The 26,309-nt window shown below is 67.7% G+C and carries 24 protein-coding genes and 3 pseudogenes; 8 read left to right on the top strand and 19 right to left on the bottom strand.

Features of this window, described 5'->3' with window-relative positions:
* The 4 genes from ACFYSH_RS32185 to ACFYSH_RS32170 all read right to left on the bottom strand — a co-directional run.
* On the bottom strand, nt 1-1,158 hold a 1,158-nt coding region (locus ACFYSH_RS32185; protein WP_388757188.1), incomplete at its 3' end, for an amino acid adenylation domain-containing protein.
* Between the two features lie 142 nt (nt 1,159-1,300).
* The gene (locus tag ACFYSH_RS32180; protein ID WP_388757185.1) at nt 1,301-2,548 is read right to left on the bottom strand and encodes a condensation domain-containing protein; all 1,248 of its coding nucleotides are present in this window, start codon (nt 2,546-2,548) and stop codon (nt 1,301-1,303) included.
* A 16-nt stretch (nt 2,549-2,564) separates the two neighbouring features.
* Nucleotides 2,565-5,216, bottom strand: a complete 2,652-nt coding sequence (locus ACFYSH_RS32175; protein WP_388757182.1) for an amino acid adenylation domain-containing protein — start codon at nt 5,214-5,216, stop codon at nt 2,565-2,567.
* Between the two features lie 20 nt (nt 5,217-5,236).
* Nucleotides 5,237-6,325 carry a class I SAM-dependent methyltransferase gene (locus ACFYSH_RS32170; RefSeq protein ID WP_388757179.1) on the bottom strand — a complete coding sequence of 363 codons (1,089 nt, stop codon included), beginning with the start codon at nt 6,323-6,325 and terminating at the stop codon, nt 5,237-5,239.
* Nucleotides 6,326-6,736: 411 nt separating this feature from the next.
* Here ACFYSH_RS32170 and ACFYSH_RS32165 point away from each other — a divergent pair, with 411 nt between their 5' ends.
* The 5 genes from ACFYSH_RS32165 to ACFYSH_RS32145 are packed head-to-tail and all read left to right on the top strand — an operon-like array spanning nt 6,737 to nt 10,965.
* Nucleotides 6,737-7,192 carry a cobalamin B12-binding domain-containing protein gene (locus tag ACFYSH_RS32165; RefSeq protein ID WP_388757176.1) on the top strand — a complete coding sequence of 152 codons (456 nt, stop codon included), beginning with the start codon at nt 6,737-6,739 and terminating at the stop codon, nt 7,190-7,192.
* The gene (locus tag ACFYSH_RS32160) at nt 7,189-8,475 is read left to right on the top strand and encodes a methylaspartate mutase (RefSeq protein ID WP_388757173.1); all 1,287 of its coding nucleotides are present in this window, start codon (nt 7,189-7,191) and stop codon (nt 8,473-8,475) included. Before ACFYSH_RS32165 ends, ACFYSH_RS32160 begins: the two co-directional genes overlap by 4 nt.
* Nucleotides 8,472-9,449, top strand: coding sequence for an asparagine synthetase A (locus tag ACFYSH_RS32155; RefSeq protein WP_388757170.1), 978 nt, complete (start codon nt 8,472-8,474; stop codon nt 9,447-9,449). The genes ACFYSH_RS32160 and ACFYSH_RS32155 overlap by 4 nt, the downstream gene beginning before the upstream one ends.
* Entirely contained in the window at nt 9,446-10,720 is a 1,275-nt protein-coding gene (locus tag ACFYSH_RS32150) for a glutamate synthase-related protein (protein WP_388757167.1), read from the top strand. Before ACFYSH_RS32155 ends, ACFYSH_RS32150 begins: the two co-directional genes overlap by 4 nt.
* Nucleotides 10,721-10,752: 32 nt before the next feature.
* Complete coding sequence (locus ACFYSH_RS32145; protein ID WP_388757164.1) at nt 10,753-10,965, top strand: MbtH family protein; 213 nt, start codon at nt 10,753-10,755, stop codon at nt 10,963-10,965.
* 161 nt (nt 10,966-11,126) lie between these two features.
* Here ACFYSH_RS32145 and ACFYSH_RS32140 read toward each other — a convergent pair whose 3' ends face one another.
* From ACFYSH_RS32140 to ACFYSH_RS32110, 7 genes are all read right to left on the bottom strand, one after another.
* Nucleotides 11,127-12,068 (bottom strand): DUF317 domain-containing protein, encoded by a 942-nt coding sequence (locus ACFYSH_RS32140; protein WP_388757162.1) that lies wholly within the window; start codon nt 12,066-12,068, stop codon nt 11,127-11,129.
* Nucleotides 12,069-12,186: 118 nt separating this feature from the next.
* Nucleotides 12,187-13,029, bottom strand: a complete 843-nt coding sequence (locus ACFYSH_RS32135; RefSeq protein ID WP_388757159.1) for a winged helix-turn-helix transcriptional regulator — start codon at nt 13,027-13,029, stop codon at nt 12,187-12,189.
* Between the two features lie 26 nt (nt 13,030-13,055).
* A complete protein-coding gene (locus ACFYSH_RS32130) occupies nt 13,056-13,877 on the bottom strand; it encodes a large ATP-binding protein (protein ID WP_388757156.1) in 822 nt (273 codons plus the stop codon).
* A complete protein-coding gene (locus tag ACFYSH_RS32125) occupies nt 13,874-14,542 on the bottom strand; it encodes a hypothetical protein (protein WP_388757153.1) in 669 nt (222 codons plus the stop codon). The genes ACFYSH_RS32130 and ACFYSH_RS32125 overlap by 4 nt, the downstream gene beginning before the upstream one ends.
* Nucleotides 14,539-15,015, bottom strand: a complete 477-nt coding sequence (locus tag ACFYSH_RS32120; RefSeq protein ID WP_388757150.1) for a hypothetical protein — start codon at nt 15,013-15,015, stop codon at nt 14,539-14,541. Before ACFYSH_RS32120 ends, ACFYSH_RS32125 begins: the two co-directional genes overlap by 4 nt.
* Nucleotides 15,012-15,773, bottom strand: coding sequence for a glycosyl hydrolase (locus ACFYSH_RS32115; RefSeq protein ID WP_388757148.1), 762 nt, complete (start codon nt 15,771-15,773; stop codon nt 15,012-15,014). Before ACFYSH_RS32115 ends, ACFYSH_RS32120 begins: the two co-directional genes overlap by 4 nt.
* Nucleotides 15,770-16,375: a DUF4913 domain-containing protein gene (locus tag ACFYSH_RS32110; protein ID WP_388757145.1), complete on the bottom strand. Its 606-nt coding sequence runs from the start codon at nt 16,373-16,375 to the stop codon at nt 15,770-15,772. The genes ACFYSH_RS32115 and ACFYSH_RS32110 overlap by 4 nt, the downstream gene beginning before the upstream one ends.
* A 431-nt stretch (nt 16,376-16,806) precedes the next feature.
* Between ACFYSH_RS32110 and ACFYSH_RS32105 the strand changes: the two genes are divergently transcribed.
* The 3 genes from ACFYSH_RS32105 to ACFYSH_RS32095 all read left to right on the top strand — a co-directional run bounded on the left by ACFYSH_RS32105 (nt 16,807) and on the right by ACFYSH_RS32095 (nt 18,537).
* Entirely contained in the window at nt 16,807-17,037 is a 231-nt protein-coding gene (locus ACFYSH_RS32105; RefSeq protein ID WP_388757142.1) for a hypothetical protein, read from the top strand.
* 92 nt (nt 17,038-17,129) lie between these two features.
* Entirely contained in the window at nt 17,130-17,981 is an 852-nt protein-coding gene (locus ACFYSH_RS32100) for a Scr1 family TA system antitoxin-like transcriptional regulator (RefSeq protein ID WP_388757139.1), read from the top strand.
* A gap of 49 nt (nt 17,982-18,030) precedes the next feature.
* Nucleotides 18,031-18,537 carry a hypothetical protein gene (locus tag ACFYSH_RS32095; RefSeq protein ID WP_388757136.1) on the top strand — a complete coding sequence of 169 codons (507 nt, stop codon included), beginning with the start codon at nt 18,031-18,033 and terminating at the stop codon, nt 18,535-18,537.
* A 66-nt stretch (nt 18,538-18,603) separates the two neighbouring features.
* On the opposite strand, the pseudogene ACFYSH_RS32090 reads toward ACFYSH_RS32095, so the two are convergent.
* From ACFYSH_RS32090 to ACFYSH_RS32055, 8 genes and pseudogenes are all read right to left on the bottom strand, one after another.
* Nucleotides 18,604-19,509: pseudogene (locus ACFYSH_RS32090) on the bottom strand (DNA cytosine methyltransferase); the annotation flags it as partial.
* A gap of 121 nt (nt 19,510-19,630) precedes the next feature.
* Nucleotides 19,631-19,789: pseudogene (locus ACFYSH_RS32085) on the bottom strand (DNA methyltransferase); the annotation flags it as partial.
* 16 nt (nt 19,790-19,805) lie between these two features.
* Nucleotides 19,806-20,381 carry a hypothetical protein gene (locus tag ACFYSH_RS32080; RefSeq protein WP_388757134.1) on the bottom strand — a complete coding sequence of 192 codons (576 nt, stop codon included), beginning with the start codon at nt 20,379-20,381 and terminating at the stop codon, nt 19,806-19,808.
* A 38-nt stretch (nt 20,382-20,419) separates the two neighbouring features.
* The gene (locus tag ACFYSH_RS32075) at nt 20,420-21,583 is read right to left on the bottom strand and encodes a DnaB-like helicase N-terminal domain-containing protein (RefSeq protein ID WP_388757131.1); all 1,164 of its coding nucleotides are present in this window, start codon (nt 21,581-21,583) and stop codon (nt 20,420-20,422) included.
* Nucleotides 21,580-21,810, bottom strand: a complete 231-nt coding sequence (locus ACFYSH_RS32070; RefSeq protein WP_388757128.1) for a hypothetical protein — start codon at nt 21,808-21,810, stop codon at nt 21,580-21,582. The genes ACFYSH_RS32075 and ACFYSH_RS32070 overlap by 4 nt, the downstream gene beginning before the upstream one ends.
* Nucleotides 21,807-23,595 (bottom strand): annotated as a pseudogene (locus ACFYSH_RS32065) (type IV secretory system conjugative DNA transfer family protein). Before ACFYSH_RS32065 ends, ACFYSH_RS32070 begins: the two are co-directional and overlap by 4 nt.
* A gap of 96 nt (nt 23,596-23,691) precedes the next feature.
* Nucleotides 23,692-24,408 carry a hypothetical protein gene (locus ACFYSH_RS32060; protein WP_388757125.1) on the bottom strand — a complete coding sequence of 239 codons (717 nt, stop codon included), beginning with the start codon at nt 24,406-24,408 and terminating at the stop codon, nt 23,692-23,694.
* Nucleotides 24,409-24,557: 149 nt separating this feature from the next.
* Entirely contained in the window at nt 24,558-25,823 is a 1,266-nt protein-coding gene (locus ACFYSH_RS32055) for a hypothetical protein (RefSeq protein WP_388757123.1), read from the bottom strand.
* Between the last annotated feature and the right edge of the window lie 486 nt (nt 25,824-26,309).

The raw sequence follows: 26,309 nt of genomic DNA, 5'->3' as shown, positions 1-26,309 counted from the left end.
CTCACCACCAGAGTTCCACCGCACCAGATCACCCGTGCGATACATCCGCTCACCCGCACCACCAAACGGATCCGCCACAAACCGCTCAGCCGTCAACCCAGCACGCCCCACATAACCCCGCGCCAGACCCGTACCCGCGATATACAACTCACCCACCACACCCGCAGGCACCAACCCCAAACCCTCATCCAGCACATACACCCGCGTATTCGCCAACGGCACACCAATCGGCACCGACGAACCCAACGGCAGCCCAGGCCGGATGTTGTACGTGGTGGAGAAGCCCAGGTTCTCGACTGGTCCGTAGCCGTTGAGGAGCTTCATCTGGGGGAACAGTTTCCTTGCGCGTTCCACGTGTGCCAGGGAGGCAGCCTCGCCGGCGGTCATCACTTCGCGGACGTTCTCGAAGGCTTCCGGGTATTCGTCGAGTACCAGGTTGAACAGGCCGGCGGAGAGCTGGAGCGCGTTCACCCCGTAGGTGCGAATTAGGCGGGCGAAGTCTGCCGGCTCGGGCCGTTGGCCCGGCTGGATGACCGTCGTTCCGCCATGCAGCAGCGGTCCGAACACCTCCAGTGCGAAAGCGTCCCAGGACACAGGTGAGCACTGGAGGAAGACCTGGTCAGCGTCGAAGGCCAGGTAGCTCTGCCCGGTGTAGGTGCTGACCAGCGCCCGGTGGGGTGAGGCCACACCCTTGGGGCGGCCAGTGGAACCGGAGGTGAACATGACGCAGGCCGCGTCGTCTGGGCGGACCGCGATATCCGGATTATCGGCAGAGAGGGCTATTGGGCCGGATTCATCCAGACAAGCCTCGGTCAGGTGGGGGACGCTCAGCCGTCTGGCGGTCTGCGCGTGAGTAATTACGACAGGAGCACCAGTGTCCTCCAGTACCGCGGTCAAGCGGTCATGGGGGAAATCCGGGTCGAGCAGCGTGTAGGTACAGCCCGCCTTGAGCGTCGCCATCAGCGCGACGATCAGGGCAGGGCTGCGCTCGATGTGTACGGCCATAATCTGGGAGCGGCGCACGCCGAGTCCGATGAGGTGGTGTGCCAGCCGGTTGGCCTGCGTGTTGAGCTCGGCGTACGTCAGACTTCCCTGGTCCGAGGCCACCGCCACCGCGTCCGGAACCCGCCGGACCTGCTCCTCGAAGAGCTCATGCACACACGAGTCCGCTGGATACTCCGTAGCCGTGTCGTTGTACTCGACCAGCAGACGGTGACGCTCCTGAGCAGACAACGTGTGAGACGCAAACACGAGAAATCCCCTTCTGGCCCTGCCGTACGGAAGAAATGAGCGGCGCCGCTCACTTGATGAGGCGCGCCAAGCTGGACCGGAATGCTCCGGCCATGTGGTCCGCCTGGTCGGCGGTGAAGGACGTTGTATCGGTGCGGAGCACTCCGCTCATGTTCCCGACCGTTCCCCAGGTGAATTCCCAAAGGGCGGGGAAGGTAGCCCAGAGGGCTGGCATAGGGAGCCCGGTGGCTCTGGCTCCAGATAGACGCAGTTTCGGGATCTCCGTGTCCACGTTGACCAGATGCAGCAGGGGGGCCGCGCCTGGGGTCCTGCGGATTCGGGCGGCCTTCAAGATGCGGGTGTACGGGAGCTGTTTGTGCGTCAGTGCGGACTGCATGGCAGCGGCATGGGCCCGCACGATCTCCTGAGCTGGCCGATCCGGGTGCCAGGTGGTCGAGACCGGGAGGGTGTTCAGCAGGGGACCCATGGTCTCTTGGAGGTCCCGTGTGTCACGCAGCGCGGCTGGCAGTCCGACAACCGACCGACACGGCTGGTCGGCTGCTCCCGAGTTCTCGGCCGCCACGGCCATGCTTACGGCCGTGAAGAGCACTGCGGTGGGCGAGACCCGGGCGGCCCGGGCGAGGCGCTTGACTCCCTGGGTTTGCACTGCGTCGAGAGGGAGACTGGTCGGGTGAAAGCGTCCGCGGTCATCGTCGGCCGGCGGGTCCACACGTGGGACGGGCTGGGGCTGGTGGCCGCCGAGCGATTCCGACCACCATGCCTCGTCCTCGCTTGTGGCTTGTTCCTGGGCGGCGTAAGTGAAGAAGTCGGGTGCCGGTGCCTGCACTGGAGGGTTGGTGTCCCGGACGATGTGAGTGTAGGCATCGCCCAGTTCCCGGGTGAGGAGCGTGAGGGCCCAGCTGTCACCGGCCACGTGGTGGACGGACAGCACCAAGAGATGACTCTCGAGCGAGGAAGACATCAGCAGGGCCCGCACCGGAATCTCTCGGCGCAGGTCGAAAGGACGCTGCCAGAACTCGGCGACGGGAGGTGTCTGTTCGTCTCCCTCCTGCCAGGTTCCGAGAGCCAGACCGGGGAGGGGTTCTCCGTGTGGCAGCGGGACGGCGCCGGCCATGTCGAACGTGGAGTGCAGTACCGGGTGCCGCCGGATAACGTGGTGCAGCGCTCCTTCCAGTGCAAGTACGTCCAGGCGTCCCGAGATACGAAAGCCCAACGGCATGTTGTATAGCGGCCGGTTCGCGAGGCTCTCGTGCACCAGCATGGACTGCTGCATGTTGGAGAGCGGGCGGGGTTCCATAGGTAGGGTGCCTCTTCTACTGGCGGCGTTGCCGCGCTACGTCCGCGCGCCACTCGGCGAAGGTCTGTGCCTGTAGGCAGCTGTGCGGGGGGATCTCCATCCCGGTCAGCTCACGGACCCGGGCACTCACGCGAAGTGCCAGGAGGGAGTGGCCGCCGAGGCGGATGAAGTCGTCGTCGTCGTGAACGGCGTCCACATGCAAGGCTTGGCGCCAGATCTCCCGGAGCTGATCCTCCTGGCCGAGTTCGGAGTCGTGAGTCTGCTCGGTGGAGTCCGGTGCCGGGGGCTCGGGGAGGCCGTGGCGCGAGACCTTGCCGTTGGGGAGCCGTGGTAGCTCCTCCAGGAACACGTACTGGTCCGGCCGCATGGCCGGCGGGAGTCGGTCCGCCATGTACCCGCGCAGTGCCCGGACGGTGAGCAGTGTCTCAACGGCATCGCCGGAGGCACCAGCCTCCATGCTGCCGACCGCTGCATCGGAGTCCGCAGGGGTCGCCCGAGTCGCGTAGACATAGGTAACGTCGGCGTCCCGGCCCACGCTCCAGTCGTTGACTTCGTGTACGGAGAAGCCGGCACCGTCGAGGATGCCCTTGATCTCGGCACCGACCGCGCTGGCACGCTCCACTTCCAGGCATACCTGCTGGACGGTATGCCAGTGCCGTGTGCTAAGTCCTCGCAGGATGCTAAGTTCCGCCCCCTCGGCGTTGATCTTCAACAGGTCGACCTTGTTCAGTCCGAGCTGCTCGAAGAGGCTGGAGAGGTCGGTGGTCGGCACCTCGTGGGCCGTGGCCTGCAGCCTTCGTTCTGCGGCCTGGAGGAGGGAGGCTTTCTCTTCCGGAGTCGCGGTCCCGTCCCCGATGCCGGTGGATGCATAGTGCGACTGGACGAGCTCGGCTGCGGCCTGGTGCCGCTGCGCGCCGAGGCCGGAGAGGTAGGAGAGCTCCGGGAACGAGGTCAATTCGGCCGTGCCGGCCCGGTCGGTCACGGCAACTGGTACGACCTCGGACCGTACACCGTGGAGTTCCAGGTTGGCCCGGAGGTAGGGAAGGGTGTCCGGGTTCGGCTCGACGGATACGAGCTGGACGTTGTCTGCCTGCCGGTGGGCCCACAGGGAGAACAGGCCGATGTTCGCCCCGATGTCGACGACCACGGCGTTGTTATCGAGACGCACGCCGTACCGCGAGTACTCGTCCTGCTCGAAGATCTGCCGATAGAGGAAGAGAGCTTCGTCAGGGGAGGGCGTTGCTACACCGAGACCGTGCGGCAGCTGCATACGTCGCAGGCCGTCGACGACTGGTGCATGGCGACGCTTGGCCGCGACATAGCCGATCAGCCGGTGGCCATTGTTCTCGTCAGGCACGGTGACGACGGCGGCATCGTGCACCATCGTCTGACGACGCAGGACGGCCGCCACCTCCTCCGGTTCGACCCGGACACCGCGTACCTTGACCTGGTCGTCGAGTCGGCCGCGGAATTCCAGATAGCCGGGTACCGCGCGGCGAACCAAGTCGCCTGTGCGGTACATCCGGCCGCCGTGGGCAGAGAACGGGTCGAGCCGGAAACGTTCCTCGGTCTGGCTCTCGTCGGCGAGGTAGCCGACCCCGACGCCCGCTCCTCCGATCCACAACTCCCCGGTCTCGCCTTCCTCTACCAACGCGAGGTCCTCGTCCAGCACGTGGCACTGGACACCGGCGATGGGCCGGCCGATGGGAGCGATGTGTCCCTCGAAGGGTTCGCTGCAGTCCCAAAAGGTCGCGTTCACCGAGGTTTCAGTCGGTCCGTACTGGTTGAAGAGGGCGCAGTCAGTGAGCGTCGCCTGGAAGGTCCTAACGCGGTCCATGTCGAGGGCTTCGCCGCCACAGAAGACACGTCGCAGGTCGGTGCAGTACGCCAGCTCGGGCTCTTCGAGTACATAACGGAGCATCGAGGGGACGAAGTGAGCCGTGGTGACGCACGCGTCCTGGATCAGGCGCACCAGGCCCAGGCTGTCGAACTGGAGGCCAGGCGGGGCGATGACGAGTGTTCCGCCAGCAATCAGGGGCGAGAAGATTTCGTGCACTGAGGCATCGAAAGCGATGGACGCCTTGTGCAGGACACGGTCGGAGTCCTCGAGAGCGTACTGAGTGTGGCCCCACTCCAAGCGGTTGTACAGACCCCCGTGGTGCAGGACGACGCCCTTGGGTGTGCCGGTGGAGCCAGAAGTGAAGAGGATCAGGGCCGGGCGCTCGGCCGCTCCCTCACGGGGCCAGTCGGATAGCGCCGCCACTTCCTCGAAAGGGGGGAGAGCCCGCTGGGACAGGTCGCTAACATCGCGCCACCGATCCGGATTGAGATTCTCGTCACGGTGGGCGGCCTCCCCCGCCGCGTATAGGACAAGCCGAGGATGAGCGGCATCAAGGATGGTGTCGATGCGCTCGGCCGGGAACTCCGGGTCGATGGGCACGGCCACCGCACCCACCAGCCAGGTAGCCACGAGCGATGTCACGTACTCGGCGGAGCGCAGGAAGAACAGGCCCACATGGTCGCCGGGTGCGGCACCACTCTCGCGCAGCAGATCGGCAATGGCGTGAATACGGCCCCACATGTCGCTGTAACTCAGCTCGCCGTCCGTACTTACGATTGCCGACGCCTCGGCAGCTCCAGGAACGGGCCGATGGAGCAAATCCGGCATAAAGAGTGACTTCATTACAGTCAGACCGCTTTCTGGGCAAATGCAACTATCGCAGAGCGGGGAATCTCGGCCGCATAACCGCCCCCGACCGGATACACGACGGGGCGCGGGTTGTAGTCGACGCTCTCGGGCAAGCTCGCGAAGTAGTCCTCGTGGGCAAAGCGCTGCTCCAGCAGCCGCCAGCACGCATCAGTGTCGCCGAGCTTGTCGAAGTACGCCCTGACCCCATACATATCGGCCACGTAGTCGCACATACGCCGCCGGGCGTCCTCCTGGGTCGACGCCTGGACAATCAACGGGTCGTACAGGTCGATGACACGAGCCGACGTTCCCGCCTCGGCGAAGAGTTCGGCGATCAGGCTGCGGGTGAAATGGGGATAGTCGTGGCCCGCTTCAGTGTGCGGGTGGACGACGTCCGTGAAGAAGCCTGCCATCGGGCTGGTCGTGTCGAAGTCGTGAAGGACCACGCGTCCTCCCGGGCGGACGACGCGCAGGGCCTCGGCGACCGCGCCGAGCCGGTCCTGCGGCGCGATGTGGTGCGTGCCGTAGGCCAGTAGTGCCGCGTCCATTGTGTCGTCGCCGAGGAAGAGCTGGTCCGCTGCCTGTCGGACGGCGGGCAGCCCCTGCCCCAAGGCCCGCTCGATCATCTCGCCGGACAGGTCCCCGGTCAGGATGGCGATCCGGTCCGACAGGTCGCCCCCCTGTTCACGGACGGCGCGGGCGAGAGTTCCGTCGCCGCCGAGCACATCCAGGACGGTGCACTGCCGCAGGGGTATCCCGGGCTGTTCGGCCACCCCGGAGGCGAGTTCGAGGAGCTGGCGTATACCGGTCCACCGGACCGAGGAGTCACGCTGCGCCTTGCGGTATGAATCTCCGCGCCCGGTGTCGTCGGAGTCGAACTCAGTCGTGGTAGCCGTCAGCACGCGCAGCGCTTTGTCCGCACCGGGCCGACCGAACTCAAGTGCCGAGGTCAAGAGGGGATGACTCGGCACCACGTCACGCAGATAGTCGTTGAGGGTCATCGACGGAAGGTAGAAATCCAGTTCCGTCAAGGCATCGGTCTGCATGTTCACCAATCCGGCCTCTCGATGGGTCTCATCGGCGACCATAAGCTCCACTGGCATGGGAGATTTAATTCCTGCCATTCGAGAATTGCGGCCGTATCCGGATCCGTCAGCACGAACCTACACGCCTGGAGAGAACTCAGCGGATCAAATTGAAGCAAGCTTCAATTTACGACAACAACATGATCAACTCTGCCAGGGCCTGGCTAAGCGTGTCAACGACTTTCCGCAGGAAATTTAAATTCAACCCACAGGCGTGTTACCTGCATCACATTCAGCACCCTTGACAAGACTCAACGTCAACCTGAAAGATCAACAGGAAGCGGGGCGCCGGAATCAGGCATATGGGCATTTCCCCGACATTGCCTTCGGGATGTGCCCGCGATCCGGGCAGAGTTCGCCCCCAATGGAACTGCGGACTCCTGGAAGCTTGGATATGGAGTTCTGGACCGCCGTATGGAACTGAGTCGCATGCCAATGCTAGAGAATCCAGTTCGTCGGAAGATCATCGTCACAAGCACCTCTTCTGACTCACATATCTGGAATCTGGTATTCCTCCAGCTTCTTCTCGAGGAGGCCGGGCATGAGGTCGCGAACCTCGGCCCCTGCGTCTCGGACGACATGCTCGTCAGTGAGGCGCTCGGCCGACGGCCCGACCTCATCGTCGTCAGCAGCGTGAACGGACACGGACACCACGACGGCCTCCGGGCCATTAACCGTCTTCGCCGGACTCCTGCGTTGGCCCGCACACCGGCGGTCATCGGCGGCAAGCTCGGGATCGGCGGTCCTGACCCGCAACGGAACCAGGCCCTGCTCACCGCTGGTTTCCAGGCAGTGTTCGAGGGCGGTCGGGACGACCCAGAAGGCCTGCTGGCCCTGATCGATGTGCTCCCCAGCACGGTCTCAGCATGACACCAGGGTTCGGACACGTAGTGGCAGCGGCACACTCCCGCGGGCAGCTGGTCGTGCAGCCACGTATGGGCATGTCGGCTCCAGCCCACATGCGGGCGGGCCTGTTGGCGACCAGAAGCGCCCAGGCTGTCACCGTTGGGACAGTCACGCTGGACAGTTACACGCGGGTGGGCGACTACGCCGCCGCACGCCGCGCAGTGAACAACGGCAACTCACTCAACGGTTTCCCTATCATGGCGCACGGCGCTGACACCACGCGGCGGATGCTCTCCGGCATCCGGAACGACGCCTTTCCCATTCAGGTACGCCACGGCTCAGCCGACCCACGCCTGATCTTCACCACTCTGGCGTCGATACCAATCGATGCAACTGAGGGTGGCCCCGTCTCGTACTGCCTGCCGTACAGCCGCATGCCACTGCGCGAGTCCATCCGATGCTGGACTGAAGCCAGCCGGAGCTTCGCGCAGCTGCAGAATGCCGGGCTCCAACCGCACATGGAGACGTTCGGCGGCTGCATGCTGGGGCAGATGTGTCCGCCGAGCCTACTCGTTGCCATCAGCGTGCTGGAGGCAGTCTTCTTCCGTCAGCACGGGCTGCGTAGTATCTCCCTGAGTTATGCCCAGCAGACCAACCCAGCACAGGACACGGAAGCCATCTCGGCCCTGCGAGACCTTGCCACAGCCCATCTGCCGGACGTGGACTGGCACATCGTGCTCTACGCCTACATGGGTGTCTATCCGCGCACCTCCCAGGGCGCCTGTCTCTTGCTCGAAGAGGCCGCCAGGCTTGCCGTGCGCGCCGGCGCAGCCCGTTTGATCGTGAAGACGGTAGCCGAGGCGCACCGAATCCCAACCGTCCAGGAGAACGTGCGCGCGCTGGAAAGCGCGGCACGAGCTGCCAGGCAGGAACACAGGCGCAGGCCAGGTGGTGGTGGCCGGCAGATCCGTGCGGAGGCGACGGAGATCGTCGAGGCCGTACTTGAGCTGGACGAGGATGTGGGGCGCGCACTCGCCCTCGCTTTCGAGCGCGGCTACCTGGACGTCCCCTATTGCCTGCACCCGGACAACGCCGGCCGTACCAGGAGCTTCATCGACACCGAAGGCCACCTCCAGTGGTCAACGACGGGCTCACTGCCCGTCAGCCGCGTGGTCAGGTCCGGAACGACGGCCCACCTCACCTCAGGCGGGCTGCTCAGCGCCCTGTCCTACGTGGCTGACAGGTTCGACGCGCCGCACCAAGCCGGCACATACGACCATCCGACGAAAACGGAACACCGAACATGACGCTGCCCCCAGGCCCCCGAACTCACCTGTCTTCCGGTACGACGCGTGCGGTACTCCGCATCCAGCACCGGATCCTCGACACCGTGCGTGCCCATCTCACCGGCCTCGGATTCGTCGAGATGCTGCCGCCCATCATCGGGCCGGTCACCGATCCTGGCGCACGTGGCGCCAAGCAGGTCGACGTCGACTACTACGGGCACCGATACAAGCTGATGACCAGCGCGATCCTGTACAAGCAGGCAGCCTTGCTCGCCTTCGACAAGATCTTCTTCATCGCGCCCAACATCCGGCTGGAGCCGCTCGAGACTGCACACACCGGCCGCCATCTGGTCGAGTTTCACCAGATTGACGTCGAGGTGGCCGGCGCATCCCGCGACGACATCCTCGAGCTCCTCGAAGGGTTGGTCAGCCGGGTCATCGAGCAGACCCTGGCCACGGAAGCCGCCATGCTGGGCGAACTCGACAGAGACATCGCGGCACTCGGCAAGGCGCTGCTATCCCCATTCGGTCGGCGCACCCACAGCGACGCCGTCGACCGCCTGCGCTACCTGGGCCACGACCAGAGCCCGAACGCCGAGATCGACTGGCAGGGCGAGGTGCTTCTGGCGGCCGAGGTGGAGCAGCCGTTCCTCATCACGGACTATCCCAAGGGTTCGCGTGGCTTCTACGACCGGGAGAGCGAACAATTGCCCGGTTTCCTACGCAACTTCGATCTGATCGCTCCCGAAGGCTATGGCGAGCTGTGCAGCGGCAGCGAACGCGAGAACGACTACGCAAAGATCGTTACGCGCATCCGGGAGACGGGTGAGAACCCCGCCAAGTACGAGTGGTACCTCAAGGCGGCCAGGGAAGGAATCCCCGCGAGCGCCGGGTTCGGCATCGGCCTGGAGCGCCTCACCCGGTACATCGTCGGACTCGACAGCGTCTGGCAGGCCAGTGCCTACCCTAAGATTCCGGGAGTGCCGTCACCGTGACACGGAAGCTCACAGCTGCGGGCTTTCCGGAGGATCTGGTGCGTGCACGCGCCCGCCGCGGCCCGGCGGCCGCACTGCCGACCCTGGAAGAATACGGCCTCGCCATGTTCGGCGAGGCAGACACCGCCGACCCCGGGTCGGCACACGACATAATGGACACGCTGCGGCTGGTGCCGCCCGTCCTTATGCCCCGTCGGCTGGAAAAGCTCATCGACCTCGGCCGGGAGCCCCTGTATACGGACGTCGCCCTAGGCACCGAAGTTGGCGGGCTCAACTCCCCACTGCCCCTCGTCATCTCCGCACTAGGTTCCACGAACCTGGCAGGCGGTCACATCGGCAATGCCGTCGCCCGGCAGGCTGGCCAGCGCGGCGTTCCAATGGTCATCGGGGAGAACGTCGTACCCTCCTCGGGTTACGGACGCCTCGGCGAGGCCGATCACAGGTCGCTGCGAACACGACTCAGCGCGTACTGCGCCGAACTGCCTGACGGTCTGGGCGGTGTCGTGGTCCAGCAAAGCACCGAGGACGCGGACTCAGAGGTCTGGAACCTCGTCTACAGTGATCCCACCGCCCTGCCGCTCCTGGAATCGGGGCGGCTGGCTTTCGAGCTCAAGGTGGGTCAGGGCGCCAAGCCGGGGCTGGGCGGGATGTCGGTCATAGATGCGCCCGACAGCTCCGCTACGGAAAGCCAGTTCACCGTGGACCCGGTCTTCGGCTATGGGGCCTCACGGGTGCTCCGCTCGGCGACCCCCGGCACCTTCACCCAGGAAATCCTGCACCATCAGCTCATCCTGATGCGTAACAACTTCCCTCGGGCGCGCATCTGGGTCAAACTCCCACCCGGTCGTGACATCGCCGCAGCTGCCGACATCGCCTGGGCTGCCGGGGCCGACGCAGTCACGGTCGATGGCGCCGAGGCCGGCACCGGCTGGGCACCGCTGTCCTTCATGGACCACGTCGGCTTGCCCTTGGCGGAGTGCCTGATGCGCATCGCGCCAGGCGACGCGTGCTGCATCGCGTCCGGACGTATGTGGGAGGGAACCCGCGCGGTCAAGGCGCTCGCCCTGGGCGCGCGGGCCGTGGGCCTCGGTCGTGCCGCCTTCCTCGCTGCCGACGAGGACCGCGAGCGGGGACTGCTTAATCTGCTCGACTGTTGTGCCTTCGAGATGCAGCTCCTGCTCAGCGGACTTGGCAAGTACACGGTGGCGGAGGTCAGCCGGGAAGACCTCTGGGGCCTACCCCTCGCTACCTCGGCCCCCGCCAACCCTTAACCGATCAGCACCAGTGACTCCAAGGAAATGCCATGACCAACCCCTTCGAAGACGACGCCGTCGCCTACATCGTGCTTGCCAACGCCGAGAACCAACACTCGCTCTGGCCCGCCACAGCTGACGTGCCGAACGGGTGGACCGTACGGCACCAAGGGGCCCGGCGGAGCTGTCTTGACTACGTGGAGGAGCATTGGACGGACCTTCGCCCCGCCAGCCTCGCCGCGATGTTGAACGAGAACACCTGATCTCCGCGGAAGCGCACCTGACCTACAGCACAAATGGATCTGGCCCTCTGCGAACCCGCAGAGGGCCAGATCGCGTCCACCACAACAAAGCCGGTCAAAGCGACAAAGCGTCGCTTTGACCGGCTCTATTTGGTCGGTTTACTGAGAGGTCCGGGGCGGGGTCAGCGGCCGTGTCGTAGCGCCGGCGAGTTGGCCGGGGGCCGGGTGGTGGCTGCGGGCGCGAGGCTGCTCGGCCCGCTCTGTGCCGAAGAGGTGGTGCGGCTGCGCGCGGCCATGACCCGGAGGTCGGTTGCGGTGCGCGTGGCGCGCGTGGCGCGGTGGACGGCCTGGGTGACCGCCGTGCGGCGCACGTCGAGAGGGGTCGGAGCGCGGGATACCTGGGGGCCAGCGGTCGGGCCGACCGGGGCCAGCGTGACCAGGTGCTCCAACCTGCGGTCGATCTGGTGGCGTTCACGGATCACCGGGCCCGAATCCACCATGACGGCCGCCGTCGCGGCGATCAGGTGGGAGGGGGTGCGAGCGGTGAAGACCGCCTCCGCCCGAGTGCCCCACCCCCGCGGGCCGGCCCATAGGGTGATGGTCTCCTCGTCCCAGCCGGAGAGACGGTTGTCGATCAGGACACCTGCCTGCCCGTCAGGGGCGACGATCTCGACGGTGCCACGCTCGGCGCCGCTGTCGCGTGTCCAGCCGGCGTCGGTCAGCGGCCGGACGGCGTCGGTCCAGTAGAGCGACGGGGCGGCCAGGAAACGGGCGTTGTCGTCGTAGGCGTCGGCTTCGGCGTAGTCGCGGGCCAGAGCGGTGGTGAGGCCGGCGACGATCTCGGGCGGGGTGACGTGGTTGAAGGTGGCCGTCCAGCGGGGTGCGGCGAGGGCGTCCTCAGATGCGTTGATCTTCCACAGTTCGAAGTTGTCGCCGAACCAGCCGATCCGGATGCGGTGGTCGGGGCTGGTGACGAGAAGTTGGCAAGGAGTGTCCCCGAGAGCGTGGTGCGGCCAGTGAGCAACCGGTGCGAAGCCGGCGTCTCCGGCCCCGCCGGTCCCGGCCAGGTACATGGGACTGACCAGTACCTCCTGGTGGAGGTACGGGACATCAGGGGGATGCATGGGCAAAACTCCGGAAGTAGGGGAGGGGAACGCGCCCGCGTGCGCAGCAGAACGGATGACTGGCGTGCACGCGGACGCCGTGGCAGCGGCGAAACGGTTCTGGCTCTCACCACCCCGGTCACCGGCCCCGGCCCGGTGCCGACTGGATGGTTACGGCCGCCGGCACCTGCGGTTGCGGCTGCGGCGCGTGGCTGAACAGGGCGCTCGGCGCGGCAGCGCTGCGGCGCAGGGCCGCCGCGGTCCGGGCACCGTCCGCCGACAGCGGGACGTTGGGGTGGGCGCGCGTGGCCACCGCGACGGGGCGCGGAGACGATGAGGTGCTCCGCTCGGCGATAGGGCTGCTCCAGTGCTCGACGCTCGCGTAGACGGCTCCCAGCGCCTGGCCGGCGTCGGTCAGCACGTAGGGGTCGCCGTGGCGCGGACCTGTGCGGGTGACCAGGCCGTCGGCCTGAAGCCGCAGGAGTCGCTGCCGGGCGTAGCCGTTGACCAGACCGGTCTCTTCGGCGATGTGGACGAACCGCATCGGGCTGCCTGCGTCGAGGACCTGGATCACGGCGGTTGAGTGCCGAAGATGCAGACGGCGCAGGGCGTCCTCCACACGTTCGGCCTTGGCTATTCGTCCGAGCGACAGGTGGGCATGTGACCAGTCCGACATGGTGCGGTGGACAGGAGCCAGCGACGCACCGAGGGCGCTGAGCTGGTACGGGGCACCTCGACGGTCGTCGGGCCGGATGACCAGCCCGTCAGCGTGCATCGTGGCCAGTCGCTTGCTGACGAACTGCTCGCTGATGAAGGGGAGCCGGGCGGCGACGTCGCGTACCCGCATGGGGCGGTTCTCCTGGGCCAGGGTCATTGCCGACCAGGCGGTCCACTTCGGCCCGATCAGGGAAAGCGCGTCTTCGACCCGCTGAGCATCGATCGAGCTGATGGAGAAGACGGGAGGCTGTACAGGGGCAGGCATGGGAGCGCGTCCTTTCTGGAAGGGGGTCAGCGGGAGCGGGAGGGCTTGCCGAGCGCCGTGGCAACGGGTGCGGTAGCCGAGTCGGCGAGGGGGCCGGGGCCCGCGGGGGTGTTGCTGCGGCTGAGGGCGGTTGACACGCGCGGTGTCGCCGTACGCGCGTCGCGGAGGGCGGCCTCGCCCTGCGGTGTGAGCGAGAGGAGCCGGCCGGGCCGGTACGGGTTCTCACTGGTGTCCTGGTGCAGCAGCCCGTCGGCGACTAGCCGCTGGACGGTCGCGGCCAGCGGCTGAGGGCGCTGGCCCGTGCCGTCCAAAAGGTAGGGGTCGTCGCCGATCCCGGTCAGGCGGATCCGAAGGCCGTCGGCCTCGACGGCTTCGAGAGCCGTCAGCTTGCGATCACCCGCGACGGCCCAGTCGTCGTCCCGGCCGGAACCGTGTCGCTGATCCAGGTCGTGGACCTTCACGTTTGAGTGCTGGGCAGTATCCGGATCGGGCAGAAGACGCTGATAGACGGATACGGATTCGAAAAGCTGGTCGTATGCCCGATTCCATTGCTTAATAAGGTCTCCGAGCCTGGGGACCACGGTCCGCAGCAACGCGTACGGGCCCCGTGCGCCGCGGTGTTCGCCGCGCCCGAGGGGTTCGAGCAGCCGGAGAGCGTCCTTGGCCGCGACCGCCACTCGGTCGTGCAGTTCGTCCAACTCGTACGCAGTGCCGATTAACCGCGTCGCGGCCCGGTACAGCGGGTCGCCGGGTCGGCAGGCGGTGTTGAGGGTGCTGACTTCAGTGATGCCGAGCGTCTCGGCAACGAGGTGGGTGCCGGGGTGCGTGTTCGCGTCGTACGGGTTCACTCCGTCGCCTCCATCCGGGCGAGCAGGGAGCGAACCAGCGTGGGCAGGCCGTTGGACCCGTTGTCGAGCCAGACGTGGTCGGTTGCCCCGTCGAGGACGTATGCGGCGTCTTCGAGCAGGCCGCTGGAGATCTCCATGCAGGCGTCGGTGAACCGGGTGGCGGCGAGCAGCGACTGGGAAAGGACCTCGACGTAGTCGCCCGGCGTGAGGCCGGCAGCCTGGGCCGCGGTGCGGATCGCCGCCAGCTCCAGCGCGCTGAACGCGAAGTCGAACGTGACGTCCTGTTCGGCGCCACCGGAGGCGGCGACGACCGGGCCGGGAGGCTTGGTGGGGATGCCCACTCGGGTGCAGATCTGGTCGACCGAGACGGTCAGCTCGGCGAAGGACTCGACGAGCCACCCCAGCGCGGAGGCGTAGGAGGCCAGGGTGAACAGGCCCGCTGGTGTGGCGGGGCGTGGTTCGGCGGCCACAAACCCTTCGAGCCGGTCGTTCAGCTCGCCCACCACCCGGGGGCCGGCGGACAGCGGGCCCAGCACGGGGTGCAGGTAGGAGCGGCCGGCGGCCGTGGGGTACTCGGTGGTGAGGATGCCGGAGACGCTCTGCGCGGCATCGGTGAGGAGATCTGCCAGCTCGGTACGGGTCAGGGGAGCGCGGTCAGTGGTCATCGCTGAGGGGCCTTTCGGGGAGCGGTTGCCGGGGCCAGGGCTGCTGTTGGAGCAGTTGCCGGGCCTGCTGTCGGCCGGTCGGCGCTGAGCGTCGACCGGGACCGGGCGGCCTGTACGCGGGCCCGGGTTGCAGCGTCGGTATCGATGCTTTGCTGAGGGCCGGTGCGCAGGTGGGCTGAGCGGTAGACCGCGTAGTCCTGCCGGCTGCCGGCGGCGACGAGATAGACCTCGCGCTTGTGGGCCGAGGTCGGCGGGGCCGGGCGGAACTGGATGACCATCCGATAGGCGACGGAAGGGTCGACGTAAACCTTGTGAAAGCCGGCGAGGCGGCCCTTCAACGGCAGGCAGTCGTCGCTGCCGTGCACCAGATTCTGCAGTTCCAGCAGTGCCAGATCACGGATCGCGTCGGGGAGTTCCCGCAGGTCGGCGATGGCGTCGGGGTGTGCGGCGAAGGCGAAGCGAGCGCGGCTCACAACAGCCTCCCCTGTACCGGACGCTGCACTGGAGTGGTGCGGGGGCCGTCGGGCTCCGCCTTCGGTGTCGTGGAGGCACCGGACGACCGAGCGAGGGCGATGCGGGCCCGGACCACGGCGCCGTTGTGATCGCTGTACTCCGGCAGTTCGGGCAGCGGACCGCTGCGCTCATCCAGCCAGGTCTGGGCTGCACCGATGTCGGCGAAGGCGCCCTCGCGCATCGTGTACGTGTGGGTGCTGAAGTTCCCCTCTTCGAGGAAGACACGGATCGGTGCCTGATCGGCGGCAGAGTTCCGGGTGAGCGTCCACGCCTCACACGGGTTGAAGTCCGAGGTTTGGCTGCCGAGCACTTCATACCGAGTTCCCGACTCCCGGATCTGTTGTTCGACCTGGAGAGTGAGCTCATCGGCAGGCTTCATGAGGTTCCCACCGGTCTGGTTGATCTGCTCGGGCGGGCACCCGCGCTCGATCAACCAGTTCTGGGCGAAGGCCACTGTGGCGTGATAGGTCACCTCGAAGGTGAACGTGCGCAGGCTGAGGTCCCGCCCGACCTTGATCGCTGCTACTTGCGGTTCACCCGGCGCACCCCAGGCGACCGATCCGTCGTGAGCGGCGACGAAACTGTGGAAGCCATCGGGAGGGGTGTGGTGTTCAGCCAGGACCGTAACGTCGCCGGCCCAGAAGTCTCGCTCCGCGTACTCGGAACTAGCGTCCGACGGTGCGAGATCGTCAAGATGCAAGTCGAGTACGTCGCTCATGCCACCGGCCCTGTCTGCTCGGGCGCCGGGGTGGCCAGTACGCGATGGTTGGGGCGGTTCGGGTTCGTCGTGCACGCCGCGAAGGGCCCATCGGGGGCACGCAGGTGCGCCAGCGTCTGGTCCAGGTGGTCGCGGTGCCAGGTCGACGGGCCGGACAGACCGGCCTCCGTGTCGGTGAACTGCTGCCAGGCAAGCCAGAGCGCGTGGAGCCGGGCGACCGCCTCGGGGTGCTCGTGCCACTGCGCGCACCACGGACGACTCGTGCTGATCTCCCGGCCGTAGGTCGGGAGGAAGAGGTAGTTCACCCAGTCGCTGAGGGCGGCGAGTTCGGTGGTGTACGTCTCGCTGCCCAGGGCGACGATGAACACCGAGGCAGGGCCGTCGGCCTGCTCGGGGCCGGCCGCCCCGGCTGCCCGAGCGCCGACCGCCTGCCGGTCGGCAGCGGGTAGGAGTTCGGGCTCGGAGCCGAGGCGGTCAAGGATGACGCCGTGCTGCCTGACCTCGGCCATGGTCTTGGCGAGGGTGCTGGCGAGGTCGTCGAGGTCCCTGTCGGAGACGCGGAACGGCTCGGGGGCGGAGGGGGTCGGGCTGGTGTCGGACATAAATACGGGCTCCACCTCTCGGGACGGCTGTGGATGGAAAGTGTCCGGAGATTCCCTGATTTGGGCTGGCCGGGAGTTTGAGGTATGGGTGCGGCGGTGTGGATGTTCGGCGCTGCAGGACTGGCCGACATTAAGGACCCGCAGGAGTGGCATGGAGGGTGTTGTGTTCGCCGAGCGCCGCCGAAAGACGGCACTGCATCGGTGTCCGGAGCGGGCGAAGAGCTGGCCCGACAGACGGGGCCGGGGCCCTGCTGAACACGCCCGGAAGGCCGAAAGAGCTGGGGGGTGATCGACTTCACACGGCCGCAAAAAGGCGCACGCTTGGCTTCCTTAGGAAGTCGTCAGCGGCAACAAGCCGCACATCAGTGGCGGTGCCGTAGCGCCCGGGATCACGCTCGGAGGATCAACAGCGACTGACCCTTGGAGTACCTGTGCTGCACCTGTTGTGTAAGGACCCCGAGAGCCCGAACAACGGCTCCCCGACCCTCTACTACGACGACGTGTCCGACACCTACCTCCTCCAGGGGTGGCGCATCGTTGATCCGGAGCGGTTGGCGTCGATCAGGATCCCCGAGCACGAGATCGTCGTCGAGTTCCCCAAGCGCTTGCTGCGTCTGTTCCCCAGCGAGGCGGGAGAGTCGCACATACGTGCAACCCCATGACATGACAAACCGTCATGTGAGCGCACATGGACGCATTTTGGAGTAGCTGGTCCCTTCTACGGGTGGCCTGGCCGGGCGGCACACTGGTCCGCATGCCTACCTCCTCCAGCATCGCGGAAGCGCGCCGTGCTCTCGGCCAGCGTCTGCGGAAGGTGCGTGAAGACCATGGACTGTCAGCGACGGAACTCGCTCGTCGGTGTGGGTGGGACCGCGCCAAGATCAGCCGGATTGAAAACGGTCATTCGCCGGCAGGGCCGGAAGCCATCCGGACCTGGGTCAGGGTGTGTGGAGCGCCGGAGCGGGCTGACGAGCTCGTCGAAGCCGCCCGGAGCATCGAGTCGATGTACACCGAGTGGCGACTGCTCGAAAGCCGGGGCCTGCGTCCGGCGCAGGACGGTGTCCGGCCGCTGTGGGCCAGGACGAGAGAGTTCAAGTCCTATGCACAGAACCTGATTCCCGGCCCTCTGCAGACCGAGGAGTACACGCGCAACGTCTTGCGGGGCATCCAGCAACGCCGCGGACTTAGCGATGACGTGGAGGAGGCCGCCGGCTCTCGGGTGGAACGTCAGCAGTTCTTCTCCGACAAGACGAAGAAGTTCGCGTTCGTACTGGAAGAGACCCTGCTCTACCGCCGGATCGCGACGCCGGAGGTGATGACCGAACAGCTCGGGCAGTTGCTCCAAGCCATCGTGCAGCCCAATGCCCTGATCGGCATCATCCCGCGTGATGCCGACCGCAGCCGCATGCCGGCCGTGGAGGACTTCTGGGTCTTCGACGGCCGGCAGGTGAACGTCGAACTCGTCTCGGCCCATCTCACCGTCAAGCAGAGGTACGAAGTCGACCTCTACCTGAACGACTTCACCCGCCTTAAAGAGCTGGCCGTGCACGGCGGTCAGGTCTTCACGATCCTGGCGGAAGCTCTGCGTTCCTACGCCCAAACGTGAGCCGGTCTCCTGCCCGTGCCGTCGGACCGGCCGTGCAGGAGCACAATTCGTGACCAGAAATCAGGGCCTCCCCGAAATGCCCGGCCATGAGCGAGAGACCTTCTACCGTTGTCCTCTCCGATGGCGCGCGAACTTCGTGGCGCTCTCCGGCGCAGGGCTCGCTGCCCTCGCGCTCGTCGCTACGGGCTCCATCGCATCGCCGCGCGGCGACAGCGACGACGCAGTCGCCCAGGAGTTCCGGGTCTTCCTCTCCGATCTCCATAAGCACCGTCCCGAGCGCATCCTGGACTCCGGCAGATCTGTCCCGGGTGAGCCGGTGGTGATCCGCTTACCCGAAGGGCTGGGGGAGCCGATGCTGCGTGTTGCGTACCGGTGCCACGGGAAGAGCGCCACAGTCACGGCGACCGAGGTCGTTGCGGACGGTGTAGGCCGCCGCTCCCCTGCGACATCCTGCGGGCCGACGATCGCGTCTGTAGCCGCGAGCGCCGATCTCCCGGTCAGGATCAGCAGCGAGGACGACCGGGCGATCATTCTGTGGGCGATCCTCAGCCAGTAGCGGACATCGGCCGACCTCCGGCGCCGTCGTGGTGGTAGCGACGGCGCCGGCGCACGGCACTGAGTACTACGGCACTATGCAGCAACGGCACGGGAGGAGAGGCGGGCTCAACAACTGCAGAGCCCGAGCAGTCTGTTGGGGAACGACGCCGTTGCCGAGCGCGGTGAGCTGTGCCGGTCGTCCGAGGCCTGGGGTGGCGGTGACCCAGCCGACGTCGAGGCCCTGCATCCACTCGACGAACGCGGGATGGAGCCGCCCGGCCGCATCGGTGGGCGCGGGCGCGGGACGGGTGAGCCTCTCCCATCGGGTGATGGCTGCTGCGTACGGCCCCCATCGCCGGTCTGTTCCTCGGCCTCCGGCGACTCCTCCGTCCAGAGTGGCAGGACCACTGCCGACAAGGGAGGACGCCACCTCTTCCCCGGGCGGCGGCCCGGGGTGCCCGTGTCGCTGGCCTTGGGCGTGGGCAGCAGTGATGCCGCCGCACTGGGCAGGGTCATGTCCCCGTTGCCGTGCCGCTGATTCGGTGAGCCCTTGGTTCCGTCCGATGCTTTCGGGGTCGGCAGTAGCAGCCATTCGACCTCGTCGGCCAGGTTCGGCCCGTGCCCCCCGCTCTTCCGCTTCGACGGGTGTTGTGAGCCGCCGTTCTTGCCGATGTTGCTGGTCGGCGTCTTGAGCAGGGTGTCCGGAGGGCCAGGCTGTGAGGAAGGTCCGCTCGCGGCGGTGCGGGGCCCCGATGTCGGAGGCGCGAAGCACGAGCCACTTCGCGTCGTACCCGAGGTCGGCCAGGGATCCGAGTACGGCACCGAGTGCCCGCAGAGGAGGCTGACCTGGGGCGTCTCCCAGACACCACGGGCAGGGTTCCACGTCGCCAGGGGAACCGGCGGGTGAGGTGAGGAGGCCGCGGACATTCTCGATCACAACCAGGCAGGGTCGGAGGGCTTCGACCGCACGGGCGACGTGCAGCCACAGCCCGGAGCGGGTCTGGGCGTTGAGTCCGGCCCGTCGGCCGGCGACCGAGACGTCTTTGACAGGGGAAGCCCGCCGTCAGGACGCACACCCGGGGAACAGCGGACCAGTCAACGGTCGTGATGTCACCCAGGTTGGGGACGCCGGGCCAGTGCCGGGCCAGGATGCGCGAGGCATCCGGATTGATTTCGGCGTGCCAGGCCAGCGTCCCGCCGAGAGCGGACTGCACACCGAGGTCCAGCCCGCCGTATCCGGAGCAGAGCGAGCCGATCAGCGGAGGGCGCATGACGTGGGTGGGCATGTCACCGGCTCCGTCGGACTACGCCCGCAGGGACCGCTGCCGTCTGAGCGGCGGGAGGCGGTGCCGCGACAGAAGGGGCAGCCGCGGACCGGCTGAGAGCAGCCCGGAGCCGCACGGACGGAGGGGAAACGGTTGCCGATGCGGCACGAAGCGAGTCGGCGGCTTCGCGCAGGGCCGTATTCGCAGTGCTGAGCGAGTCGTCGATCACCTGTACTGCGGCCTCCCGCGCATCATCGGCGTCGGGTTGGTCGCGCAGATACTCGGTCCGGTCCAAGAAGGAGAGCTGGTGGGCGACCTCACCGAGGGCGGACGCCGCCTGACCGGTGGGCCGCACTGTGGCAGCGAAGCCGGTAATGACCCTGGCGGTGTGGGCTTCGGGTTCCTGGGAGGCGCTGAAGCGTACCTCGTTGCCCAGGTCGGTGATCAGCTCACCGAGTGCCGAGATCTGCCTGGCGACGTCGGCCACGTCGGGTGAGCGATGAGGATCTCCGAGAACGGGAAGCTTGCCACGCTGGGCGTCGAGGGCCGATGCCGTGGCGCGCATGGCACGGATATCAGAGCTGGGGGTGCTGTTCATGTGACGTCCAGGAGGAGAGCAGCGGGGGTGGGGAGTCGTCAGCTGTGGCCGCGCGAGGGCGGCCTGGAGGCGGAGGGGGTGGGTGCGGAGCTGGGGTGGTCCGAGGACGGTGGGACTGGGCGTGGCGTGCTCCGGGCGAGAGCTACGTGCACCCGGGCCGGAGGTGGCACGGGCGCTGAAGCTGGCGGTTTCGGGGCTGGGTTGCCGTTCGCGGTCTCCCAGCGGGCGCGCACCTCGTCGAGCGGGCCGAGGGCGTGCAGGGCATAGTTGATCAATCGGCCAGGAACCAGGGCTTCGTCCTCGGCCAGAGCACGCACCGCACGCGCGGAGGCGGCTGCGGTACGGGTGAGGGAGGAGCGCATCACCCGGTCCCCGAGCCATTCGGCGCTGCCGGCACCCACGCCGTCGCAGATGGCGGTCACCTGCTTGCCCGACAGGGTGCCGTCGGCCAGCAAACCGCGCCGCTGGGCTTCCCAGAGCAGGGTGATCCGGTCGATGGGTTCGCCCCGGTGGTGCAGCGCACCGAGGCACCGGTAGAGCTGCCCGTGGGCCGGATCGGCGAAGTCTCCCGGCCGCAGCCAGGCCACCACCTGCTCCATGGCTCCCGGCTGCTCGGTGAGGACGGCCAGGAGGAACCGCTCGTCCTCGGCGACCTGATCGGCCTGAATCGGCGGCGGGACGGCGGGGCCATTGGCCGGCGCGCTGGTGGGCGCGACCGGACGCGGTTCGGTCCCCCAACGCCGCGCGAGATCGGTGAGGACCCCGGTCAGGACATCCGCCGAGCGCAGCGCCCCGTCGACCTCACCCTGCAGGGCGTCGGCCCGAGCCACCTGGTGGAGTCGGATCGCGTGCTGGGCGACGGTGCGATGGATCGCCCCCTCCAGCACCATGCGGCCGTACACCGGGGCATGTTCGGGCCGCGGACATGCCTGGATCAGGACGTGGGGGTACACCGGGGTCAGCCCCCGAACGTGCAGGCCGGCCTCTTTGACCGCGTCGGTCACCCACGACAGGGGCACCGGCCCGTCAGCTCCGACCGCCGGGTGGCTGTCGCTTCGGAGCTTGCGCAACGCGGCGAACAACGCCTGGTGGACCGGACGGTAGAAGTGATCCGGTGCGAGCCAGTCAAGGTGCGAGAGCTGACCCGGGTCGAGCAGTACGGCACCGAGTACCGCCTGCTCCGCACCCAGCAGCGGGCTCATCGCTCGCCCCCTGCGTCGGAACTGGAGGGGGTGCTCTGCCGGGCATGGAGGCCGGCGACCACTTGGTCGGCAGCGGCTACCGCCGTGGCGAAGGCGTCCAGCGTGCTGGTGAACGCGGGATCAGTGGCGAGGATCGACCCGGCCCTGCTGACCAGCCACCACTGGCCGTCACGCAACACGACCGGCGAGCGCGGCAGCCGCCCGGGACGCGGCGTGGGCGCGCTCATGCCGACAGCCCGTAGCCGTCGTGGCCGATGCTCTTCGCGAGGGCCCGCTCGGTGATCGCCTTCGTGGCGCGGGCGGAGGCCGGGCCGACCACCTTGGCCAAGGGCTCCTTGTACCAGGGCTTGAGGTTGAGCATGGCGACCCGGGTGCCGGTGGCCAGTAGCAGCACCTTGCCCTTGGGCAGGGCGCGGATCGCGTCCGGCGGCAGGATCCGCTCGGTGCGCATGCTCACCGAGGTGGACTTACCGCTCTCGCTGGTGGAGACGGAGGTGGTCTGGACGTCGTGGTCACCGACCTGCCGACTGAGGCGGTCGGCGAAGTCCGCGTCATCGATGCCCGATCCGATGATTTTGACGGTGGCGGCGGAGTACAGGGCGTCCATGCCGGCCTCGCCCCAGCACCGTTGGCCCTGCCGGTAGGACTGCAGGATCGTCATCGGGATGACGCCCCGGCTGCCCAGGTGGCTGTACAGGTCCGGAAGATCCGAGATGCGGCACACATTGGCGGCCTCGTCGAGGACGCACAGGGCGGGCGGGTCGAGCCGGCCCCCGGAGCGCTCGGCGACGATCACGGCCGCGCGCATCACGGCGTCGGCCGCCGCCGCGATGATCGCGGACGCGCTGCCGCCGCCGTCCTTACTCAGCAGGTACAGGGTGTCGCGGGACGTGGCGAAGGCGAACGGCTGGAACTCGGGCAGGTTCTCGTTCGGGGTGACCCAGGCGGCGACGTCCGGGTCGAGCAGGCAGCTCGCGTACTGCCTCGCCGTCTCATAGATTCCGTCGCGGGTTTCGGTCGCACCGGAGACGGTGCCCTGGAGCTGGGCGGCGACGGCATGGTGGCCGGCATCGGCGAGCAGGTCCACCGGGGTGCGATCGGCCGGCATGGCGAGCCAGGCCAGGACATCGGTGATCGGCCGTCGGTGGCTGGCGGCGGCCAGGAACAGGGCGCCGAGGGTGTTGGACGCGGCGGTGGACCAGAAGTCGGAGCCGCTGGACTCGTCCACGCTCGCGGCGACGAAGTGCCCGGCCAGACGTTTCGCACCGGCCAGGTCGCGGGCGTCGGCCAGGATGTCCCACCACATCTCGCGCGGGTGGTGGGCGATCTGCTGGGGGTCCAGGGTCCAGATGGTGCCGACCTCGGCACGGGCGTCCACCGTCGCGGTGAAGGCGTCGTTCGCAGCCTTGTTACTGGTCAGCAGGACCGGACCGGGCGCGGAGAGCATCGCAGGGATCGCGAGCCCGGAGGTTTTCCCGCTTCGGGGAGCCATGATCGCGACGATCACGTCCTCCCATGACGCGCGGACCTCAGCCCGACCGGGGTCGAGGGTGCCGAGCAGGATGCCGCGGTCAGCCGGAGCGACCTCTTTTACCCTCCCGGCCGTCCAGGGACGGGCGCAGGCTCGTCGCCTTGGCGGTGATCTCCTTGTCCAGCAGAGGTGCCAGGTCGGCCTTGCGGGCGAGACCCGACTTGGAGTCGGAACGCCAGCGCATCCACAGAACAAGGCTGGTGGTGATCAGGGCCAGGGTGAGCAGGCCGGGCACGACGCGGGCGCCGAACAGCAGCGCGGTGGTGCTCAGGGCCGGCCACAGCACCTCGGGGTGCAGCAGGGCCTCGGTGGCGCGGAACGGGGCCCACGATCCGTTGCCGACGAGGGTGTTGGTGAAGTTGCCGGTCAGCCAGGCGAGGGAGCCGAAGGCCATAGCGGCGCCGATGACGCCGAACAGCAGGTAGAGGAGCGCGTCGGAGCCGGTGGTGGTCGACGGCGCGCTGGTACGCGGGGAGGGCACGGCGGTTCCTAGGGGGTGCGAACGGGCAGGGGGCGGAGCGCGCTCGGCTCTCGTGCAGTTCACCGGTCTCCTCCTTGGCGGTCGAACGGGAACGTTTCAGCGCTGATGGGTGGCGGGGCGTGCCACAGGTGGGGCTGGCGCGACGGGCGAGACCTGGCGGGCGGCGGCCTGCCACCGGGCCTCGGAATCGACGGAGTGGACAACGAGGCTGGCCGGGGCTTCTGCGGTGCCGGGTGGCGGGGAGGCACGGGCGGCACGTTGGCGGTCGGTGTCCGGATCCTGGGCGGAAGGCGCTGCGGCGACCGGGCTGGCGCCGAAGACATCATCGAGCAGACCCCGGGCCCGAAGGACGTTGACCCTCTCGTGGTACCGGGGATCGGTCCGCTCGGCCGGGCACGCGGCAACCCCATCCTCGGCTACCTCCAACTGCTCCCGGACGTCCTGGAGCATCCCGTAGGCGGCAGCCAGCCGCGTCCAGGTCTCGAAGGTGGGATTGCGATGTGGATCCTCGAACGACAGGCGAACGCGGGTCCAGTCGGCGGCAGCGGCGACAAGTTCGGTCAGCTGAGGCAAAGCCCCGACCAGCGCACCGTTGACCTCCTCAAGGATCCCGGCTACCTCGTCGGGCGTCGCGTCCTCGGTAAGGCGGGCGATCATCCCGCGGACGGAGTACGGGTCGGCGGAAGCGCTGGGCAGGTGCCGGACCTGCAGCGGTGTGTCAGAGCTGGGTGCCACGTTGCGGTGGGCGAGCCGGATGTTGTGCTGCATCGCGGCGCCGACGGCCTCGCCGATGCTGGAGTAGTACTCGGGCACGATTCCTCCTCGGTGGTTGTTCTGGGGCGAGCCAGGTGGGAGCACGCGTCCTGCCTGCTCCGACCTGCGGGAATTGCTCAATCTGGCAACGGAAGAAAGCAGCGGCGGATTCACGGCGTGACCGACAGGGTCAGGCTGTCAGCGAGGAGTCACCGCCGCGGACCAGAGGTGTGCGACGGGTGCGCAGCCGTGCTGGAGTTCGTCGCCTCGACGCCGGGGAACGAAGCGACCTTGGCTTTGGCCACTGCGGGGGACGTGGCCAGGGCAGCATCTCGATGGTCGGGCAGAGCCGAGGACCGCGTCCGTGCCGTGGTGCGGGACTCGGACGATGTGCCGACACGGCGCAGCTCAGTCTCAGAGTCGACGAGTTCGGACTGCGCCGAGCTGACGAACTCCGAAGCGAAGGCGAACCGGTCGGCGAGCGCGTACGCCTCCTCGTCCAGGCCGTTGACCTGTTCCCCCGCTGCCTCCAGCGCTTCCCGGACGCGCTCCAGGGCACCGTGCTCGGGGTGAAGGAGGTGGTAGACCGCATGCTGAAGGTCGGCTCCGTTCTGGGCTGCCCGGATCCGGTCCGTGATCTGGAGGAGTTCCGCTCCGGCGGTGTAGGGCCCGAGGGGGTGTGCTGGAGGGCTCGTGCGAGCCGTGTCGAGCGAGGGAGGAAGCTCGACGTCGTAACGGGCGGCGCGGAGCATCTCAGCCGCGTGGGTGGCGATGGCGACCTTGTCGGCGATCGGAGTGGTGGTGGGAAGACGATGGCGCCGGCCGTGCCAGTCGTCGATCTGCTGGAAGCCGGCGTGCTTGAGGAGCTGGGCGGAGAGGTCATCGGTGGCGCCCTTGGCGACGACGCTGCCGCTGAACTCGGACGTGATGGTGATCGAACGGGCAGGCACGAGGGTCTCCTGGGCGCGGGGGGCTGGGTCGGGAACGGCGGGCAGGGGTGCCAGCTCGGCGGCGATACGCCGGCACTCGGTCTGCACATGGAAGATGTCGCGGTAGGTGGTGTGGAGGCCGCCGTCCTCACGAGCGAGGGTGGCCACGATGTGTACCTGTCGGGGCTGGTTGCGCAGGGTGATGCACCGGCAGGCGTCGGGGTCTTCGTCCGGGGCGAGCCCGACGGCGGACACCAGGCGGCGGGCGACGGTGGCCCACTGCGTGTCGGTGGGATCGGGCTGACGCGGATCGGAACGGACCGAACAGGACCAGGTCGGCTGTGCAGGGGCGCGGCTTCCGAGGCGCTCGACAGGCGCGTCGAGCGCATGGGCCAGGTAGGGCAGCGAATCCGGCTCGGCGAGCAGCTCGATCGGGGCTCCGTGACCTTCGCCCGCGATCAGACGAGGGCTGACATGGTCGCCGGGACCGTAAAGGTACGAGAGCAGTCCCACGGTGTTGCTGGCGCGCTGTAGATGAGTGATCACGGCGTCGACCTCGGAGGAGTAACGGACACGAGCCCGGTGTTCGGGCCGTCAAGGGGAGAGGATCCGCAGGATCCATGATTTGGCTCAGCCAGAGAACCGTGGTAGATGCCCCACTCTGCTGGGCCGGGAGGAGCCCGTAGGGGCGTACCGCCCGCTTACCTGGCTGGTATCCGCGCCCGATACCTAAGGCGGCACTGTATGCCGCTCAACCTGCGAGAGTTCAATGACGTTTGTGGTTGAGTCATCCCGCAGTTGCCCCGACGCCTTCTGCGGACGAACTACACAACCGGTCGTGGCACCTTGTTCGATCACCGCAGCGGTGGGTGGGCTGGTTGTCCGCCGACGACGTGCGCTCCGGTCCAGTCGGGCTCATAGCTCAGCCACGGGTCGGGACACGGTCTGAACTTTCGGCAGATCAGACGAAACCACTCCACGCCCGGTCCCGCTCTTCTAGGGTCATCCCTGGCAGTGGCTTTGTGTCATCCC

The organism is Streptomyces sp. NPDC005791 (assembly GCF_042871485.1).
Taxonomy (GTDB): Bacteria; Actinomycetota; Actinomycetes; order Streptomycetales; family Streptomycetaceae; genus Streptomyces.
This window is presented reverse-complemented; position numbering and strand designations above follow the sequence as displayed.